The 19,198-nt window shown below is 60.8% G+C and carries 16 protein-coding genes; 7 read left to right on the forward strand and 9 right to left on the reverse strand.

The window, feature by feature from the left end; translation table 11 throughout:
- Nucleotides 1-216: 216 nt before the first annotated feature.
- The 6 genes from ELQ88_RS31600 to ELQ88_RS31625 form a co-directional block, all read right to left on the reverse strand.
- Nucleotides 217-1,041 carry an ABC transporter permease gene (locus tag ELQ88_RS31600; RefSeq protein ID WP_128873955.1) on the reverse strand — a complete coding sequence of 275 codons (825 nt, stop codon included), beginning with the start codon at nucleotides 1,039-1,041 and terminating at the stop codon, nucleotides 217-219.
- A 12-nt stretch (nucleotides 1,042-1,053) separates the two neighbouring features.
- Complete coding sequence (locus ELQ88_RS31605) at nucleotides 1,054-2,301, reverse strand: ABC transporter permease (RefSeq protein WP_128873956.1); 1,248 nt, start codon at nucleotides 2,299-2,301, stop codon at nucleotides 1,054-1,056.
- A gap of 193 nt (nucleotides 2,302-2,494) precedes the next feature.
- The gene (locus ELQ88_RS31610; protein ID WP_138969250.1) at nucleotides 2,495-3,538 is read right to left on the reverse strand and encodes an ABC transporter substrate-binding protein; all 1,044 of its coding nucleotides are present in this window, start codon (nucleotides 3,536-3,538) and stop codon (nucleotides 2,495-2,497) included.
- Nucleotides 3,539-3,587: 49 nt separating this feature from the next.
- Nucleotides 3,588-4,712: an ABC transporter ATP-binding protein gene (locus ELQ88_RS31615; protein ID WP_128873958.1), complete on the reverse strand. Its 1,125-nt coding sequence runs from the start codon at nucleotides 4,710-4,712 to the stop codon at nucleotides 3,588-3,590.
- Between the two features lie 341 nt (nucleotides 4,713-5,053).
- Nucleotides 5,054-5,695, reverse strand: coding sequence for a response regulator transcription factor (locus ELQ88_RS31620; protein ID WP_178084723.1), 642 nt, complete (start codon nucleotides 5,693-5,695; stop codon nucleotides 5,054-5,056).
- A 22-nt stretch (nucleotides 5,696-5,717) separates the two neighbouring features.
- The gene (locus ELQ88_RS31625) at nucleotides 5,718-8,120 is read right to left on the reverse strand and encodes a sensor histidine kinase (RefSeq protein ID WP_138969251.1); all 2,403 of its coding nucleotides are present in this window, start codon (nucleotides 8,118-8,120) and stop codon (nucleotides 5,718-5,720) included.
- Between the two features lie 72 nt (nucleotides 8,121-8,192).
- Here ELQ88_RS31625 and ELQ88_RS31630 point away from each other — a divergent pair, with 72 nt between their 5' ends.
- Nucleotides 8,193-9,185: an alpha/beta hydrolase family protein gene (locus tag ELQ88_RS31630; protein ID WP_138969252.1), complete on the forward strand. Its 993-nt coding sequence runs from the start codon at nucleotides 8,193-8,195 to the stop codon at nucleotides 9,183-9,185.
- Between the two features lie 139 nt (nucleotides 9,186-9,324).
- Here the strand turns inward: ELQ88_RS31630 and ELQ88_RS31635 are convergent, their stop codons facing one another.
- From ELQ88_RS31635 to ELQ88_RS31645, 3 genes are read right to left on the reverse strand one after another with little or no spacing between them, the layout of a single operon-like run.
- Entirely contained in the window at nucleotides 9,325-10,092 is a 768-nt protein-coding gene (locus ELQ88_RS31635) for a TerB family tellurite resistance protein (protein WP_138969253.1), read from the reverse strand.
- A 1-nt stretch (nucleotide 10,093) separates the two neighbouring features.
- Nucleotides 10,094-10,765 carry an N-acetylmuramate alpha-1-phosphate uridylyltransferase MurU gene (murU, locus tag ELQ88_RS31640; protein WP_128873962.1) on the reverse strand — a complete coding sequence of 224 codons (672 nt, stop codon included), beginning with the start codon at nucleotides 10,763-10,765 and terminating at the stop codon, nucleotides 10,094-10,096.
- Nucleotides 10,762-11,781, reverse strand: a complete 1,020-nt coding sequence (locus ELQ88_RS31645) for a phosphotransferase (RefSeq protein ID WP_138969254.1) — start codon at nucleotides 11,779-11,781, stop codon at nucleotides 10,762-10,764. Before ELQ88_RS31645 ends, murU begins: the two co-directional genes overlap by 4 nt.
- A 130-nt stretch (nucleotides 11,782-11,911) precedes the next feature.
- Here ELQ88_RS31645 and ELQ88_RS31650 point away from each other — a divergent pair, with 130 nt between their 5' ends.
- From ELQ88_RS31650 to ELQ88_RS31675, 6 genes are all read left to right on the forward strand, one after another.
- Nucleotides 11,912-14,710, forward strand: a complete 2,799-nt coding sequence (locus ELQ88_RS31650; RefSeq protein WP_128873964.1) for an LPS-assembly protein LptD — start codon at nucleotides 11,912-11,914, stop codon at nucleotides 14,708-14,710.
- Nucleotides 14,691-16,007 (forward strand): peptidylprolyl isomerase SurA, encoded by a 1,317-nt coding sequence (gene surA, locus ELQ88_RS31655; protein ID WP_138969255.1) that lies wholly within the window; start codon nucleotides 14,691-14,693, stop codon nucleotides 16,005-16,007. Before ELQ88_RS31650 ends, surA begins: the two co-directional genes overlap by 20 nt.
- On the forward strand, nucleotides 16,004-16,993 hold the full coding sequence (gene pdxA, locus ELQ88_RS31660) for a 4-hydroxythreonine-4-phosphate dehydrogenase PdxA (protein WP_128873965.1): 990 nt from the start codon (nucleotides 16,004-16,006) through the stop codon (nucleotides 16,991-16,993). The genes surA and pdxA overlap by 4 nt, the downstream gene beginning before the upstream one ends.
- A complete protein-coding gene (rsmA, locus tag ELQ88_RS31665; RefSeq protein WP_128873966.1) occupies nucleotides 16,990-17,808 on the forward strand; it encodes a 16S rRNA (adenine(1518)-N(6)/adenine(1519)-N(6))-dimethyltransferase RsmA in 819 nt (272 codons plus the stop codon). The genes pdxA and rsmA overlap by 4 nt, the downstream gene beginning before the upstream one ends.
- A 123-nt stretch (nucleotides 17,809-17,931) precedes the next feature.
- Nucleotides 17,932-18,312, forward strand: a complete 381-nt coding sequence (gene apaG, locus ELQ88_RS31670) for a Co2+/Mg2+ efflux protein ApaG (RefSeq protein ID WP_128873967.1) — start codon at nucleotides 17,932-17,934, stop codon at nucleotides 18,310-18,312.
- Nucleotides 18,312-19,196, forward strand: a complete 885-nt coding sequence (locus ELQ88_RS31675) for a symmetrical bis(5'-nucleosyl)-tetraphosphatase (protein ID WP_128873968.1) — start codon at nucleotides 18,312-18,314, stop codon at nucleotides 19,194-19,196. The genes apaG and ELQ88_RS31675 overlap by 1 nt, the downstream gene beginning before the upstream one ends.
- Nucleotides 19,197-19,198 lie beyond the last annotated feature (2 nt).

Here is a 19,198-nt window from a genome sequence, read left to right on the forward strand (position 1 = left end):
ATACCGCATGCTTTGACGCGCGCGACGTGACCGCGATGATCAGTACGCCGCTCGGGAGATCTTTTCGATATCGACGGTGCTCGATTTGCGCATTGTCCCCTGTAGGAGCCGGCTTGCTGGCGAAGGGCATAACGCCGTGTGTCGGGCGAACCGCGTTGCGCCATTCGCCAGCAAGCCGGCTCCTACAGGGATCGGCATCAAATATAACGACCGTTGTCAGACCTGGGCGGTACGCAGTTTTTCGCTGCGGCCACGCAGCCATTCCAGGGTCAGCAACAGGATCACCGAGAAGGCAATCAGCAGCGTCGCTGCGGCAGCAATGGTCGGGCTAAGGTTTTCGCGGATGCCGCTGAACATCTGCCGCGGCAAGGTCGCTTGCTCGGGACCGGCGAGGAACAGGGTCACCACCACTTCATCGAACGAGGTGGCGAACGCGAACAGCGCACCGGAAATCACTCCGGGAGCGATCAACGGCAAGGTCACCCGACGGAACGCTGTCAATGGCGAAGCCCCCAGGCTTGCAGCGGCCCGCACCAGGTTTTGATTAAACCCCTGCAACGTCGCCGACACCGTAATGATCACAAACGGCACACCCAACACCGCATGCACCACGATCAGCGAGAAGAAGCTGTTGCCCAGCCCCAGCGGGGCGAAGAACAGATAGCTGGCCACACCGATGATCACCACCGGTACCACCATCGGCGAAATCACCAGCGCCATCACCAGCGGCTTGCCCCGGAAGTCGCCTCGGGTCAGACCAATCGCCGCCAGCGTACCGAAGATCATCGCCAGCACCGTGGCCGCCGGAGCGACGATGATGCTGTTCTTCAACGCCCGCATCCATTCCGCCGAAGCGAAGAAGTCGTGATACCACTGCAGCGAGAAGCCTTGCAGCGGGTACACCAGGAAACTCCCGGAGTTGAACGACAGCGGAATGATCACCAGCACCGGCAGAATCAGGAACAACAGGATCAAGCCGCAGAGAATCCGCAAGCTGTAGAACCACGCCCGCTCGATGGGTGACATATAAGGACTCAGCATTTCGTTCTCCCCTTAGCTCAGGCGCAGGCGACTGGCGCCCACCAGCCAGTTGTAAATCAGATACAGCACCACGGTCGCCAGCAGCAGCAACCCACCGAGCGCGGTCGCCATGCCCCAGTTGATGCTGGTGTTGGTGTAGAAGGCGACGAAGTAACTGACCATCTGATCGTTCGGGCTGCCCAGCAAGGCCGGGGTGATGTAGTAACCGATGGCGAGGATGAACACCAACAGGCAACCGGCACCGACACCGGCATAGGTCTGCGGGAAGTACACCCGCCAGAAGCTGGCGAACGGGTGACAGCCAAGGGAAATAGCCGCACGCATGTAAGTCGGCGAGATGCCTTTCATCACGCTGTAGATCGGCAGGATCATGAACGGCAGCAGGATGTGCACCATCGAGATGTAGACCCCGGTGCGGTTGAACACCAGTTCCAGCGGCTTATCGATGATGCCCATGGCCATCAGGCCGCTGTTGATCAGGCCGCCCGATTGCAGCAGTACGATCCACGCGGCGACCCGCACCAGAATCGAGGTCCAGAACGGCAGCAGCACCAGAATCATCAGCAGGTTGCTTTGCCTCGATGGCAGGTTCGCCAGCAGATAGGCCAATGGATACGCCAGCACCAGGCAGATCACGGTGATGACCAGGCCCATCCAGAAGGTACGGGCGAAGATATCGAGGTAGATGGCCTGATCGGGGGTGGCGGGGGCGATTTCGCCAAGGTCGTCGATCCGGTGGTCCACTGCCGCCAGCAGGTAGTACGGCGTAATGCTGCTGGTGTTGCGGCGTACGGCTTGCCAGTAGGCCGGGTCGCCCCAGCGCTCGTCGAGACTTTCCAGCGCTTCTTTATAAGAGGCCGGTTCGGTGGCGAACGGCAAGGCGCGTGCGGTTTTGGTCAGCAGGCTGCGATAGCCGGCCAACTCCATGTTCAAGCGCTTGGACAGGTCGCCCAGGGTCTGGTTCTTGCGGGCTTCTGCCAGGTCTTCACTGGCCGCCTTGTAAACCGGTTCAGCAGGCAGGCCGCGGCCGTCCCAGCTGGCGATGGCTGCCACGGTTCGCGGCATGCCGCCGACCACTTCCGGGTTACCGACGCTTTTGTAGAGCAGCGCCACGATCGGCACCAGGAACACCAGCAGCAGAAACAGCACCAGCGGCGCGATCAAGGCCTGGGCCTTCCAGCGGTTGATCCGCTCGGCATGCTTGAGCCGCTGCTTCAAGGTGGGGTCTGTGCCCGCGTTCAGGGGAATGGCGGTGGCCATGGCGTACTCCGAAAATCTTTGATCGTTACAAAGGAAGGCAAGCCACCTCTGTTCTTGATAACTACACATCACCCCTGTAGGAGCGAAGCTTGCCCGCGAAGACGGTGTGCCAGTCAACATCGATGTTGAATGTACCGACGCCTTCGCGGGCAAGCCTCGCTCCTACAGGAGTGGATAAGCCCACGGGGTGGTCTTATTTTGCAGCCCAGGAATTGAAACGCTGCTCGAGCTGCTCGCCGTTGTCAGCCCAGAAGCTGACGTCGATCTGCACCTGGTTGGCGATGTTTTCCGGGGTGGTCGGCATGTCCTTCAGGACATCCTTGGCCAACAGCGGTACGGCTTGTACGTTGGCTGGGCCGTAAGCGATGTTTTCCGAATAGGTCTTCTGCTGTTGCGGCTGCACCGAGAACGCGATGAATTTCTTCGCCGCTTCAGCACGTGCCTTGTCCAGACCTTTTGGAATGGCCCAGGCGTCGAAGTCGTAGATGCCGCCGTTCCACACCACTTTCAGGTTGCTTTCTTTCTGCACCGCAGCGATCCGGCCGTTGTAGGCCGAGCTCATGACCACGTCACCGGAAGCGAGGTATTGCGGCGGCTGTGCGCCGGCTTCCCACCACTGGATGCTTGGCTTGAGCTCATCGAGCTTCTTGAACGCGCGATCCTGGCCATCCTTGCCGGCCAGCACCTTGTAGACGTCTTTCGGCGCAACGCCGTCGGCCATCAGTGCGAATTCCAGGGTGTACTTGGCGCCTTTACGCAGGCCGCGTTTACCCGGGAATTTCTTGGTGTCCCAGAAATCCACCCAACTGGTCGGTGCGGTTTTCAGCTTGTCGGCGTTGTAGGCCAGCACGGTCGACCACACGAAGAAGCCCACGCCGCAAGGCTGGATAGCGCCTTTGACGTAGTCTTCATTCTTGCCGAACAGCGCGGGATCGAGTTGCTCGAACATGTCTTCGTCGCAACCACGGGACAGTTCCGGCGATTCAACTTCCACCAGGTCCCAGGACACGCTCTTGGTGTCGACCATGGCCTTGACCTTGGCCATCTCGCCGTTGTACTCGCCCGCCACGATCTTGCCGTTGCCTGCCGCTTCCCACGGTGCGTAGAAGGCTTTGACCTGCGCCGCCTTGTTCGCCCCGCCAAAGGACACCACGGTCAGGTCCGGGCCCGCCGCCATCGCGTGTGCCGCACCGATCATGCCCATGACCAAAGCGGTGAATTTCAGGGATCTCAACATTTATTGTTCTCTCCACGTGCAGGGTTGGTGTTGTTGAAGCAGGGGGCGATCAATGCGCCTCTAGAAGCGGGTCGAGCGCGCGAACGTGTTCGACCTGCCAGCCAAGCGGTACCACGTCGCCAACCGCCAGCTCGGGATCGAGCTCGGCAATCGGTTGTTTCACGAAGAAGTCGGTCTTGCCGCAGACTTCCAGGCGAACCCGGACGTGGTCGCCCAAATAGATGAATTCCTCCACCCTCCCCGAGAAGCGGTTGACGCAGGATTCGCTCGAACCATTGAGGCTCACGCGTTCCGGGCGAATCGACAGCGTGACGGGCTCGCCGGTCTTGCCGACATTGACCGCCAGGGCTTCAACCTTTTCACCGCGACCCAGTTCGACGACGCAACGGTCGCCTGTGTGGCTGTGCAAGCGGCCATTGAGACGGTTGTTCTCGCCGATGAAGTTGGCGACGAAGGTGTTTTTCGGTTCTTCATAGAGGGAACGCGGCGCAGCGATCTGCTGGATTTCGCCCTGATGGAATACCGCCACACGGTCGGACATGGTCAGGGCTTCGCCCTGGTCGTGGGTCACGTAGACCACCGTTACGCCCAGACGCTGGTGCAGATGCTTGATCTCCATCTGCATGTGTTCGCGCAGTTGTTTGTCCAGCGCGCCGAGGGGTTCGTCCATCAGCACCAGTTGCGGTTCGAACACCAAGGCACGGGCCAGAGCCACACGTTGTTGCTGACCACCGGACAACTGCGCCGGGTAACGCTGGGCGAACGCATCGAGCTGGACCATGCTCAGGACTTTTTTGACCTTGTCGCTGACATCGTTCTTGTTCAAACCGCGCACGGTCAACGGGAACGCCAGGTTCTCGGCCACCGTCATGTGCGGGAATAACGCGTAGTTCTGGAACACCATGCCGATGTCGCGCTTGTGCGGCGGCACGTTGTTGATGGAACGCCCGGCCAGCAGGATTTCGCCGGCGGTCGGGGTCTCAAAACCGGCGAGCATCATCAGGCTGGTGGTCTTGCCGGAGCCGGACGGCCCGAGCAAGGTGAGGAATTCGCCTTTGCGAATGTCCAGGTTGAGGTCTTTGACGATCAGGTTCTCGCCGTCGTAGCTCTTCTGCACTCCACGAAAGCTGACCAGAATGTCGCTGGCCCCTGCGCTTGAATCGACCTGGCTCATACCCACACCTTTGTTGTTGATGACTGCTGTGGACTAAGCCTAGTGGACACCGGTGACCACGCAAATCGGGGCGCAGGAGAGAATGGCCTCAGCCGGATGGAAGGTTGGGGGTAGGGATTGCCCTACAAGGATGGCGGGGATGGGCATGTCGATGAGAGATAGCGCCAAGCGATGCGCTGCAAGCCGCACGGGCAGGCATAACCGATGTGTCGTAAATAGATATGCCGACGCAGGCCCCGTGTAGGAGCTGGCTTGCCAGCGAAGGCGTCTTCGAACCTTGCGCCAATCTCAAGGACGCCTTCGCTGGCAAGCCAGCTCCTACAGGGGGACCGCGTACACATTCAGAGGAGCTTGTGCTCCATGGCGTACTTCACCAGCTCCGCCAGGGAGGTGATGTTGAGCTTCTGCATCAGTCGCGCCTTGTGGGTGCTGATGGTCTTGCTGCTCAAGGCCAGTTGCTGGGCGATGTCGTTGACGTTGGCGCCTTGTGCCAGGCGTTCGAACACCGAGAATTCACGCTCCGAGAGCAACGAGTGCAACGGCCGCGAGTCGGTAAGCCCGACTTCGAAGACCATGCGATCGGCCAGGTCCGGATCAATATAACGCCCGCCCGCGGCGACTTTGCGGATCGCCGTCAGCAGCAAGGCCGGATCGCTGTCCTTGGTGGCGTAACCGGCGGCGCCGACCTTCAATGCACGGGCGGCCATTTGTGCTTCGTCGTGCATCGACAACACCAGAATCGCCGGTGGATTGTTCAGTGCGCGAATCCGCGGAATGGCTTCCAGACCATTGACCCCGGGCATGGAGATATCCAGCAACACCACTTCGCAGGGGACATGACGCAAGGTTTCGAGCAACTGCTCGCCATTGCTCGCCTCCCCTACCACCAGAAGGTCCTTGGCCAGGCCGATCAACTGCTTGATGCCTTCGCGGACGATGGTGTGGTCTTCGGCTACCAGTACACGGATCACATACTTCTCCATTCTTCTTATGTCAGAGCCAAGATCATTCGCGAGCTTCACCCACCGGCACTCGCACACTCAAGGTCGTGCCTTCCCCCGGTTCACTTTCAAGCGACAGCCGACCACCCATGATCAACACCCGCTCGCGCATGCCGACCACTCCAAAGGAGGTCGACCTGCCGGTAGCGGGGACGAATCCTACGCCATCATCACTGACCGTCAGGCACAACTCGTCGCCTTCCAGCGCCAATGTCAGTTCGACAGTATGCGCCCGGGCATGGCGCATGACATTGGTCAGCGCTTCCTGAAGGATCCGGAACAAGCCAATCGCCTTGGCATCACTGAGCACTGGCAGATTGTCCGGCACCTGCACCAGACACGGAATCTGCGTACGCGCCTCGAAACGGCGGGCCTGCCATTCGATGGCCGATGCAATCCCGGCATCGAGAATCGGTGGGCGCAGCGCCGTCGCCACGTCGCGCACCTGTTGGAACAACTGAGCGATCAAGCGCTTCATGCTGTTCAAACGATCGTGCAGACCGGGGTCGAGCTGGGCGTAGGCCAGTTCGCACATGGACGTTTCCAGCTTCAACACGGTCAACATCTGACCCAGCTCGTCATGAACTTCCCGGGCGATGTGGGCCTTTTCCTCCTCCCGCACACTCTCCAAGTGAGCGGACAACTCACGCAATTGCCCCCGGGAGCTCGCCAGTTCGAGTTCGACGCGCTTGCTCTCGCTGATGTCCCAGACAATGCCGTCCCAGACATAGGCACCGTCTTCGAGCCGGCGGGTAATGGCCTTGATCTCCGCCCAGCGTTGCTCGCCCGAACGAGTGAGAATCCGCCCTTGCCAAGACCAGTCGCTGTCGGTGTCCAGCGCATGGTCCTGAGTCTGGTGATAGCTGGCCTTGTCGTCCGGATGCACCAGGCTGCGCAGGCCTTTGTCGCGATGAGCCAGGGTGGCCGGCGAGTAACCTACCAGGCTCTCGCTGCCTTCGCTGATGTAGGCAAAGTCGATCTGCCCGGTGACCGGCGCACGTTCCAGCCGGAAGACCAGTCCCGGAACATTGGCGGCGATCCCTTGCAGTCGCGCTTCGCTTTCCTGCAGCGCAGCCAGGGCGCGGCGACGTTCGGTGACATCATTGAGGTAAACCACCAGGTATTCGCCATCACGAAAACGCAGGAAGCTCAACGAAACATCTGTCGGCAGAATGCTGCCATCGGCGCGCACACAGTGGGTCTCGTAACTTTGCGGGCCGTCTTCACTGGCCCGGGCGCGCTTCCACAGGTTCAGCCAGCGGTCCATGTGCAGACCCGGCTCAATATCGATCAACGGTCTGTCGAGGATCCCGCCTGGCGGATAGCCCAACATGGTTTCGGCCGCGCAGTTGGCGTAGCGCACATGGCTGTCCCAGTTGACCCAGAGAATACCGACGGTGCTCTGGTCGATGGAAAACTGCGTGAGGCGCAAGGCTTCTTCGCTGGCGGCACGCAGGGCAATGTCTTCCCGCGCCGCCGATAACCGTTGCTCCAGACTGTGCTGCTGCCGACGTTGCCAGAACACGATGGCCATGCTGCTCAGCATCAGCACTGTCAACAACAGAGACAGGTTTTGCCAGAAGCCCGGTGATTCGGTCAGCCGCGGGTATTTGGGTTGCAGCCATTGACTGTGCAACTGCTCCAGGTCCTTGGCCGGGATCGCCCGCAATGCGCTTTCGACGATGCCGGCCAGCTCCGGCCAGTCCCGGCGGGTGGCCACCCGCAGCAGTTGCGGCAGGCCGATGTCACCGACCACGACCAGCGCGGCGAACTCCGGCTCGACAGACAAGCGTCCCAGCTGGGCTTCATCGACCACGGCGTAACTGGCTTGCTGACTCGTCAACAGTTGCAGTGCCTGGCGCTCGATCGGTACGCCCTGAAGGTTCAAATGCGGGTAATTGCCGCGCAGGTAATCGGCCGTGGCGCTGGGCATGCGCACGGCGACGCGGGTCTGACTGTCGAGTTTTTCCAGCTCCACTGTGCCGGTGGTTTTCTGGTCACTGACCACCAGCTGCGGTACCCGCATGTACGGATCGGAAAACTGCCAGAGACGCAGACCGCCAGGGGTTTGACTCAGCCCTGGAGCGATATCGATTGCCCCTTCACGCGCAGCGGCTTCCAGCTGCGCAAGGTCGGAAAAGTGCCGCCAGCTCAGTTCGACCTTGAGTGATTTGGCCAGCCATTGCATCAGCTCGACATTAATGCCCGACAGCCGCTGCAAACGGCGATCGTATTGGGCGTAAGGCATTTGCAGCAACAGTCCGACGCGCAATTCGTGATGCTCGGCCAGCCATTGTTGCTGGTCCGCGGACAATGACGTGACATGCGCTGGTGGCGCGGACGCCGCCCAGCTCATCGAGGCGAACCACAAACAGCCGATAACCCAAAGGTAGCGAAAACGCATCATTGAAGTCCCACACACTGACAAATACTGACCAACCCATTAGGCTGCGAAATCACTTCTGGCCTGGACTATCCGATGCTCCCTGTCTACCGCCTGGCACTGCCAGCATTGTGCCTGTCGCTGATCCTGCCTTGCGCCTTTTCCGTCGAGGCGGCCGACCCGGCTGCCAGCGCCGCGGGGAACACCGCAGAAAAACCGCTTGAGCGCCCGCCGTTGCCAGAGCGAAGCCAGGAAGACGCGAGCGCCCTTGAGCGACAGGTCCCGGCCCAGGAACAGCAACAACTGCAAGCCGGCGCCGATACCTTTCTGGCCCTGTGGAAACCGGCCAATACCGCCAGCCCCAAAGGCGCGGTGATTATCATCCCGGGCGCGGGCGAAAGCGTTGACTGGCCGCAAGCAATCGCTCCATTGCGGCGCAATTTGCCGGATGCCGAGTGGAGCAGCCTGAGTATCACCTTGCCGGACCCGCAAAGCGATGCCATTGCGCCACGCATTGCTGAAATGCCGCCAACGCTTAAAGCGCCCGAGACCGGCAGCAAGGATGCCACCACCTCCGCGCCCATCGAGCAGGCCGTCAGCGGCGAAGCGGAGATCGCGGACAAGGCGGTCGTCGAGACCCGCGAGGAACAGGTCGGGGCCGACGCCGAACGAATTTTCGCCCGCATCGACGCGGCCATTGCCTACGCCGAACAGCAAAGCGCCCGCAGCATTGTCGTGTTGGGACATGGCACGGGGGCTTACTGGGCCGCGCGTTACCTGAGTGAAAGACAGCCGCCGCAGGTTGAAAAAATGGTGATGGTCGCCGCGCAGACGCCGGTTAGCGCGAAACCCGGACTGGCTGAACTTGCACCCACTTTAAAGCTGCCTGTTGCAGACATTTTCTATAGGGATAAGCCGGCGGATCGCAACGCGGCGCTGGAGCGTTTACAGGCGAGCAAACGCTTGAAGGCTTCGGGTTTCAGCCAGGTATCGCTCAAGGCGTTGCCGGGTAACAGCAAGGCTGAGCAGGAGCAGCTGGTTCGTCGGGTTCGGGGGTGGTTGAGTGCTGAGCCTAAGGAAGTCCGATAGACCGAGTCGCCCCCTTCGCGAGCAAGCCCGCTCCCACATTTGATCTTCAGTGGACATAAAGTTTCTATACAACCGGGATCAAATGTGGGAGCGGGCTTGCTCGCGAAGGCGGCATCAGAGACAACACAACTCTGTTGCCCTACCGAAAATCCCGCCGCTCACGAATCAAGGTATAGGCGTTATGCAACTCACGAGTCTTGTCCGTAGCCTCACGCACCTGCGTCGCCGTCGCCCCACTGCCGGCGATCTTGTCCGGGTGATGACGGCTGAGCAGGCGTCGATAAGCGCGCTTGATCTGCGCCGGCTCGCTGGTGGCGGATACGCCCAATAGTCGCAAAGCCTCCTGGTAAGTCACGGCACTGCTGACCAACGGACGTTTCTGCGGCTCATAGTCGGTGGCCAGCGCCTGCACCTGTTGTTGCGTCCAGCCCAGCCATTTACCCCACTGGGCGACCAGCTCAAGCTCCGCGACACCGGCGCGGCCATCGGCCCAGATCATCCGCCAACAGGCGCGCAAGACGCCTTCGGCTGCATGGGGCTGGGCACTCAAGCGGCGCATATGACCGCGTAACGAGTCATGCCCCGCCTTGCCGCGATTGAACGCGGCTATCGCTCGGCGCTGGGCCGATTCGCTCAAGTCCAGCGCGCGCATCTCCTGGCGCGCCTGCTGGATGTGGCCATCCACCACCCGCCCATCGCACTTGGCCAGCCGTCCCAGCAACACGAACAACAGTTCATCGTTGCGCAGCGTCGGCCGGCCGCCTAACTTTTCTCGCACATCCGCCCAGCTTTGCAGTTGCAGGCGCCGATCCAGCGCCTGCCCCAGCAAGGCGCCGAGCATGGCCCCCGGAATGCTGGCAATGGCATAGCCCGCTCCGGCTCCGATCAGAGTCCCTGGCCACAGCATCTCAGCGTCTCGCTTCTATCAGAGAGTCCACTTCGGCCAGACGCTCGTGTGTGCCGACATCTACCCAGGCTCCGTTCAGGTGCTCGCCGGTCACTTGCCCGTCTGCCATCGCTGTGCGCAGCAGCGGCGCAAGCTTGAAAGCCCCTGCCACGCAACCGGCGAACAGCTGCGGGTGCAGCACCGCAACGCCGCTGTAGGTCAGAGTGGCCGCGCCCGGCAGACCGTCACGCACCTGTCCGTCGGTCAGATTGAAGTCCCCGGTCGGGTGATGGGCCGGGTTATCGGCCAGCACCAGATGAGCCAGCCCGGCAATGGGCCGATGCAACAGGCTGAAGTCGTAATCAGTCCAGATGTCACCGTTGACCACTAAAAAAGCTTCATTTCCCAGCAATGGCAACGCGCGGAAGATCCCGCCGCCGGTCTCGAGCGGCTCACCTTCCGGCGAGTATTGAATACTCACGCCATACTGCGAGCCGTCGCCCAGGTAGTCTTCGATCTGCTGGCCGAGCCAGGCGTGATTGATCACGATCTCGGTAAAACCCGCGGCGGCCAGCGCGCGCAGGTGATACTCGATCAGCGGCACCCCGCCGGCGCGAACCAGTGGCTTTGGCGTGGTCAGGGTCAACGGGCGCATGCGCTCGCCTTTGCCTGCCGCCAGAATCATCGCCTTCATGCATTCGCTCCCGCGCGCAGACTGGCCAGCAATACGCCCAGCCCAGCCAGTTCGGGACGGCGGGCGACCACGGCCTCTATGTACGCAAAGAAGCGCGGCACATCCTCCAGGTAACGCGGCTTGCCGTCGCGGTGGCAAATCCGGGCGAAGATGCCGATCACTTTCAAGTGACGCTGCACGCCCATCAGGTCGCTGGCGCGCAGGAAATCCTCGAAGTCAGGCTGAACCGGGATCCCGAGATCGCCCGCCTGCCGCCAGTAAACTTCCAGCCAGCCGCGTACACGCTCCTCGGGCCAGCTGAGGAACGCATCCTTGAACAGGCAGGTCACGTCGTAAGTCACCGGACCATAGACCGCATCCTGAAAATCCAGCACACCCGGATTCGGCTCGCTGAGCATCAGGTTGCGCGGCATGTAATCGCGATGCACCAGGACCTTGGGCTGGGCCAGGGCGCTATCGATCAATAATTCGCTGACCTGCTGCCAGAGCACTTGCTGAGCCGGGTCGAACTCGATGCCCAGTTCGCACTTCACGTACCATTCGGGAAACAGTTCCAGCTCGCGGCGCAACAAGGCCACGTCATAACTGGGCAGCGGTGCGACCATCGGCAACTGCTGAAAAGCCAACAGCGCTTGCACCGCGTCCTCGAACAAGTTGTCGGCATTTTCGCTGTCAATCACGTCCAGATAAGTCTTGTTGCCCAAGTCATTGAGCAACAGAAATCCACGTTCGAGGTCTTCGGCGTAGATTTTCGGCACATTTATTCCGGATTTCGCCAGCAGAAAAGCAATATCCACGAAGGGTTTGCAGTTTTCCCGGGGCGGTGGAGCGTCCATCACCACAAAGCTCCTGTCCCCGCCTTCCCAGCGAAAGTAGCGCCGGAAACTCGCGTCGCTACTGGCTGCGGTCAACGTGGCCGGGGGGACGGCGCCCCAGCCTTGTTCTGCAAAGAGAATCGGCAGCTGCTCATCGAGCCAAACTTTCAGGTGTTGCAAACGTACATCTTGGTCAGGCATTGCAAGGGTCTCCGACGGCGCTAGCCGTCAAGCGGGTCATGCTTTATTATCCAGCATCTTTTTCAGACCATCGAGAGGCGTGCGGCCCACACCGCGGGCAGATGGCACGCAGGAAGCCCGGACTAATAAGATGGCATTGAAATCCCCCGCGTTTCGTAAAAAATTTCCGTTGTTGGTAACCGGCAGTCTGCTGGCCCTGCAACCATTAGCCACTTCGTTCGCGGTCGCCGCGGAGCAGTATGACTGCTCAGTCTCTGCTTCGGGTGCCTGGAACTGTGCGCCGAAATCTCCAGCAGCTGCCTTGCCACCGCGCCCCGCCCATGAGGGCAGCGCTGTCAGCACTGGCGGCGAGACGCCGGCTGACGGCAGTGTCAGTCAAGACACCGGTGCCAAGCCAGTACTGGTGACCGAAGCCAAGGGCCGCGGCCTGAAGTCGCGTAGTGCAGACTACAGTCACCTCGACTGGGTTCCACGTGAGAACCTCACGGCCGCGCAACTGGCTGAAACCGGTCCTTACTGCGCCGGTTCCTATGTCGAACCGATTCGTCCTGGCATGAACGACAAGACGAATAAAAGTGACGCGCCAACCTTTATCGGCGCCAAAGCCTCTCGCTACAAGCAGGAGGAGCAGGTCGCTACACTGGCCGGCGACGTGGTCATGCGTCAGGGCAGCATGCAGGTCGAAGCCGACGAAGCGAATCTCTACCAGGCCGAGAGCCGCGGCGAACTGAGCGGTAACGTGCGCGTTCGCGACAACGGCGCACTGATCGTCGGCGACCACGCCGATGTTCAACTCGACACCGGTGAAGCCAAGGTCGACAACGCCGAATACGTGATGCACAAATCGCGCATTCGCGGCAGCGCGCTGTACGCCAGGCGCGCCGAGAACGCGATCATCCGCCTCAAGGATGGTACGTACACCACCTGCGAACCGAACAGCAATGCCTGGCAGCTCAAGGGCAACAACATCACCCTGAACCCGGCCACCGGCTTTGGCACCGCGACCAACGTGACGCTGCGGGTCAAGGACATTCCGGTCCTGTACACGCCATATATCTATTTCCCGATCGATGACCGTCGCCAGTCGGGCTTCCTGCCGCCGACCATCGGTACCGGCACCGATACCGGCTTCCTGCTGGTCACCCCGTATTACTTCAACCTGGCACCGAATTACGATGCCACGTTGTACCCGCGGTACATGAGCAAGCGCGGTTTGTTGATGGAAGGTGAGTTCCGTTACCTGACTCCGTCCAGCGAAGGTCAGTTCGGCGCCGCGTACCTCAACGACGAGAATGACGATCGCAAGCTGCAGACCGACTACGAAAAAACCCGCTACATGTACAACTGGCAACACAAGGGTGGCCTCGACTCGCGCGTCTTCTCCCAGGTCGACTACACCAAGATCAGCGATCCGTATTACTTCCAGGATCTGCAGACTGACCAGATTGGCGTGAAAAGCTCTGATTACGTGAACCAGCAGGGTTCCGTCAGCTATCGCGGCGACAGCTACACCGCTCGCGTCAACGCCCAGGCTTATCAGCTGGCGACCGTGTCGAATATCACACCGTACGATCGTTTGCCGCAGATCACCTTCGATGGTGCGCTGCCCTACCATCCGGGCGGCCTGGACTTCTCGTACAACACTGAACTCGTCAGGTTTGACCGGGATCTGAAAACCGGCAACTTCTCGGACGAAAACGGCAATTTGAGCCCGCGCCTGGACACTAACGTCCAAGGCCTGGCACGCGCCACTGGCGACCGTCTCAACCTGGCGCCAGCCGTGAGCCTGCCGCTGGACTGGACGTATGGCTTCATCAAACCAACGCTCAAGTATCAGTACACGCAATATCAGCTGGACCTGGACGGCACAGGTAAATCCCAGATTGCCGCGCAAACCGCGGAACAGAACAGACTCAACGGTACGTTCGACAGCAACCAGAACCGTGGCGTGCCGATTGCCAGCATCGACAGCGGCCTGTACTTCGACCGCAACACCCAATGGTTCGGCAAAAACTACCGCCAGACCCTTGAACCGCGCCTGTTCTACCTCTACGTTCCGGAAACGGACCAGGAAGACATTCCAGTCTTCGACACCAGCGAGTACACCTTCAATTACGCGTCGCTGTTCCGCGACAACCGCTTCTCCGGCACCGACCGTGTCGGCGACGAAAACAAACTGTCGCTGGGCATCACCAACCGCTGGATCGAAGAAAACGGCTTCGAGCGTCAACGCATCAGCGTCGGCCAGGCCGTCTACTTCCAGGATCGCAAGGTTCAGTTGCCAGGCATCGATGCCAGGACCCGCAAGGATTCACAGGCGGACGTTTCGCCGTACGCGCTGGAATACGAATACCGTTGGAACCGTGATTGGCGCACCACTGCCGATTACAATTGGGACCCGGACAGCCGCAGCCCGCGCTCGGGCAGCGCAATGTTCCACTACCAGCCTGAAGACAACCCGAACAAGATCATCAATGCCGGTTATCGCTATCGCAATGACCAGATCCGTTACGACCAGAACACCGGTCAATGGTCGGTGGGCGGCGGTGACTACGGCACTCCGGGTCAACCTGGCTACGTGAAGGACTATTACAAGATCCAGCAGCACGACTTCTCGGTCATGTGGCCGATCGTGCCGCAATGGAACCTGATCAGCCGCTGGCAGTATGACTACAACCAAAACCGTACCCTGGAAGCCTTCGGTGGCTTCGAGTACGACAACTGCTGCTGGAAACTGCGCCTGATCAACCGTTACTGGGTCGACTATGACGAAACCAGTCAAGACGCTCCGGAAAACGAAAAAGGCGACCATGGCGTCTTCCTCCAAATCGTTCTGAAAGGTCTCGGCGGCCTCACCGGCTCCAAAGTAGAGAGCTTCCTCGACAAAGGCATCCAAGGTTATCGTGAACGTGAAGACCAAGCTTTCTGATTGTCTGCGCCCGCTAATGCTGGGCGCGCTGTTCCTGGGTACTGCGGCTAACGCCTCGGTACAGTCCATCGATAAAGTGGTGGCCATCGTCGACAACGACGTGGTCATGCAGAGCCAGCTGGACCAACGGGTCCATGAAGTTCAGCAAACCATCGCCAAGCGCGGTGCCGCGGTACCGCCGGCCAACGTGCTGGATCAGCAGGTGCTCGAGCGCCTGATCGTCGAGAACCTGCAACTGCAGATCGGCGAACGTTCGGGTATCCGCATTACCGATGAAGAGCTGAATCAGGCTGTCGGCACCATTGCCCAGCGCAATAACATGTCCGTGGATCAGTTCCGCGCCGCCCTGACTCGCGACGGCCTGTCTTACGACGAAGCCCGTGACCAGATTCGCCGCGAAATGATCATCAGCCGTGTGCGTCAGCGTCGTGTGGCGGAGCGCATCCAGGTGTCCGAACAGGAGGTGAAGAACTTCCTCGCTTCCGATCTCGGCAAGATGCAGTTGTCCGAAGAGTTCCGCTTGGCCAACATCCTGATTCCTACGCCGGAAAGCGCCAACTCCGACGCGATTCAGAACGCCGCCAAACAGGCCGACGCGGTCTACCAGCAGCTCAAGCAAGGCGCTGACTTCGGTCAACTGGCAATCGCCAAATCCGCCAGCGAAACCGCACTGGAAGGCGGGGACATGGGCTGGCGTAAAGCCGCTCAATTGCCACCTCCGTTCGATCGCCTGCTCAGCACCATGGCGGTCGGCGACATTACCCAACCGATGCGTACGCCGGGCGGCTTCATCATCCTGAAGATCCTCGACAAGCGTGGCGGCGAGACCCAGGTGCGTGACGAAGTGCATGTGCGTCATATCCTGGTCAAACCTAGCCCGATCCGCGACGAAGAAAAAACCAAGGCCCTGGCCCAGTCGCTCTACAGCCGGATCGAATCGGGTGAAGATTTCGGTGAACTGGCGAAAAACTTCTCGGAAGACCCGGGTTCCGCCCTTAACGGTGGCGACCTGAACTGGATCGACCCGAACGCACTGGTCCCTGAATTCCGCGAAGTGATGGCCAAGACCCCGCAAGGTCAGCTGTCCAAGCCATTCCAGACCCAATATGGCTGGCACGTCCTGGAAGTCCTGGGCCGCCGCGCCACCGACAGCACCAGTCAGGCCCGTGAACAGCAAGCGATGACCGTATTGCGTAACCGCAAATATGACGAAGAGCTGCAAACCTGGCTGCGTCAGATCCGTGACGAAGCGTACGTAGAGATCAAACTCCCTGGTGCAGACCAGGCAACGCAGTGAAACCCAAACGCTTCGCGCTGACACCCGGCGAACCGGCCGGCATAGGTCCTGACCTGTGCCTGCTGCTCGCGTCGCACGCCCAGCCTCATCCCCTGATTGCCATTACCAGCCGCGACCTGCTCCTTGAGCGGGCCGCGCAGCTGGGCGTGGTGGTCGATCTGCTGCCGGTTGGGCCGGACAACTGGCCGGATGTACCTGCGCCGGCCAATAGCCTGTACGTCTGGGATACCCCGCTCAATGCCAGGGTCACGGCCGGGCAACTGGACAAGGCCAATGCGGCGTTCGTTCTGGAAACCCTCACCCGCGCAGGCCAGGGCTGCCTGGATGGGCATTTTGCCGGCATGATCACCGCCCCCGTACACAAGGGCGTGATCAACGAATCCGGCATCGCTTTTTCCGGGCACACGGAGTTTCTCGCTGACCTGACCCACACCGCGCAAGTGGTGATGATGCTCGCCACTCGCGGATTGCGTGTCGCGCTGGTCACCACTCACCTGCCCCTGCGCGAGATTGCCGACGCCATCACGCCGGAGCGCCTGGAACGGGTCACGCGAATCCTGCATGCCGATCTGCAAGAAAAATTCGGCATCGCCCGGCCACGCATCCTGGTCTGTGGGCTCAACCCCCACGCCGGCGAAGGCGGACACCTGGGCCATGAAGAAATCGACATCATCGAACCCACATTAGAGCGCCTGCGCGGCGAGGGCATGGACCTTCGCGGCCCCCTCCCCGCCGACACTCTGTTTACCCCAAAATATCTGGAGCACTGCGATGCGGTGCTGGCGATGTACCACGACCAGGGCCTGCCCGTGCTGAAATACAAAGGTTTCGGCGCGGCAGTCAACGTGACCCTCGGCCTGCCGATCATCCGCACCTCGGTCGACCACGGCACCGCCCTGGATCTGGCCGGCAGCGGCAAGATTGACACCGGCAGCCTGCAAGTCGCCCTGGAAACCGCCTACCAGATGGCCGAGACCCGTTTATGACCGAGCATTACCAACACCGGGCGCGCAAGCGTTTCGGCCAGAACTTCCTGCATGATGCTGGCGTTATCGACCGCATCCTGCGCTCCATCCACGCCAAACCCGAAGACCGCCTGCTGGAAATCGGTCCGGGCCAGGGCGCGCTGACTCAAGGCCTGCTCGGCAGCGGTGCCCAGCTCGACGTGGTGGAACTGGATAAGGATCTGATCCCGATCCTCAACCAGCAATTTGCCGGCAAGAGCAACTTCAACCTGCACCAGGGCGACGCACTGAAGTTCGACTTCAACAGCCTTGGCGCCGCACCGAACAGCCTGCGAGTGGTCGGCAACCTGCCGTACAACATCTCGACGCCGCTGATTTTTCACCTGCTGCACAACGCCAGCCTGATCCGCGACATGCACTTCATGCTGCAAAAGGAAGTGGTCGAGCGCATGGCCGCAGGCCCCGGTGGTGGTGATTGGGGTCGGCTGTCGATCATGGTTCAGTACCACTGCCGGGTCGAACACCTGTTCAACGTTGGCCCGGGGGCGTTCAATCCGCCGCCGAAAGTCGACTCGGCCATCGTGCGCCTGGTGCCTCACGCGGTGCTGCCGCACCCGGCCAAAGATCACAAGCTGCTGGAACGCGTCGTGCGTGAAGCCTTCAACCAACGACGCAAGACCCTGCGCAACACCCTCAAACTGCTGCTGAGCAATGCCGAGATCGAAGCTTCCGGTGTCGATGGCAGCCTGCGCCCCGAGCAGCTCGACCTCGCCGCCTTCGTGCGCCTGGCCGACACGCTGAGCGAACAAGTCCTGGACAAGCCCAGCGCCGACTGACAGGCGATGAGCGTTATCGGGTAGGACACCAGCCTTCATGTCTGGTTTACTACCCGATACTTGGCCTAGACTGAGTTCCATCAGCTACGCCCCGCGTCCCGCTTCGTTTTTAAGGCCTCTTGCATGTCCGATCCCCGTTATCAGGTCGACGTCAGCGTCGTCACTCGCTATCTGGCAGAACAATCGCAACCCGAGCACTCACGCTTTGCCTTTGCGTACACCATCACCGTGCACAATAACGGCGAGTTACCGGCCAAGCTGCTGTCGCGGCATTGGGTAATCACCGATGGCGACGGGCATGTCGAAGAAGTTCGCGGGGCCGGCGTGGTTGGCCAGCAGCCGTTGATCGAGGTGGGCGAAAGCCATACCTACAGTAGCGGCACCGTCATGACCTCCAAGGTCGGTACGATGCAAGGCACTTATGAGATGGTCGCCACAGACGGCAAACACTTCGACGCCATCATCGCGCCATTCCGCCTGGCGGTGCCCGGAGCCCTGCACTGATGGCGACGTATGCCGTCGGCGACCTCCAGGGCTGCCTTGAAGCCCTGCAATGCCTGCTCAAGCAGGTAGCCTTCGACCCGACGAAGGATCGCCTGTGGCTGGTGGGCGACCTGGTCAACCGCGGCCCTCAGTCGCTCGAGACCCTGCGTTTTCTCTATGGCATCCGCGAGTCGCTGGTGTGCGTACTCGGCAACCACGACCTGCATTTGCTGGCCGCCGGGCAGAACATCGAACGCCTGAAGAAAGCCGACACCCTGCGCGAGATCATCGAAGCACCTGATTGCGCCGAGTTGCTGTACTGGTTACGCCAGCAAAAACTCATGCACTACGACGAACAACGAAATGTTGCGCTGGTGCACGCCGGCGTTCCGCCGCAATGGTCACTGCGCAAAGCCCTCAAGTGCGCGGCCGAGGTCGAAACCGCCCTGCGCGACGACAACCTGTTTCCAGCCTACCTCGATGGCATGTACGGCAACGATCCGGCGAAATGGGACAACGACCTCAAGGGCATCGCGCGCCTGCGAGTGATCACCAACTATTTCACCCGGATGCGCTTTTGCACCGCCGATGGCAAGCTTGACCTCAAGAGCAAGGAAGGTCTCGACACTGCACCGGCAGGGTACAAACCCTGGTTCCAGCACAAGGAACGCAAGACCAAGGGCTTGAAGATCATTTTCGGCCATTGGGCAGCACTCGAGGGCCAATGCAACGAGCCAGGGATTTCGGCCCTCGACACTGGCTGTGTCTGGGGCGGTGCCTTGACGCTCATGAATGTCGACAGCGGCGAACGCCTGTCTTGCAAATGCGACGCGCAAGGGCATGCCGCCGTGCCGCCAGTCGCCCCACGAATGACCGAACCCTCGCCAGCCAGCGCCCCGCGCTAGAC

This window comes from Pseudomonas sp. MPC6 (assembly GCF_006094435.1).
Taxonomy (GTDB): domain Bacteria; phylum Pseudomonadota; class Gammaproteobacteria; order Pseudomonadales; family Pseudomonadaceae; genus Aquipseudomonas.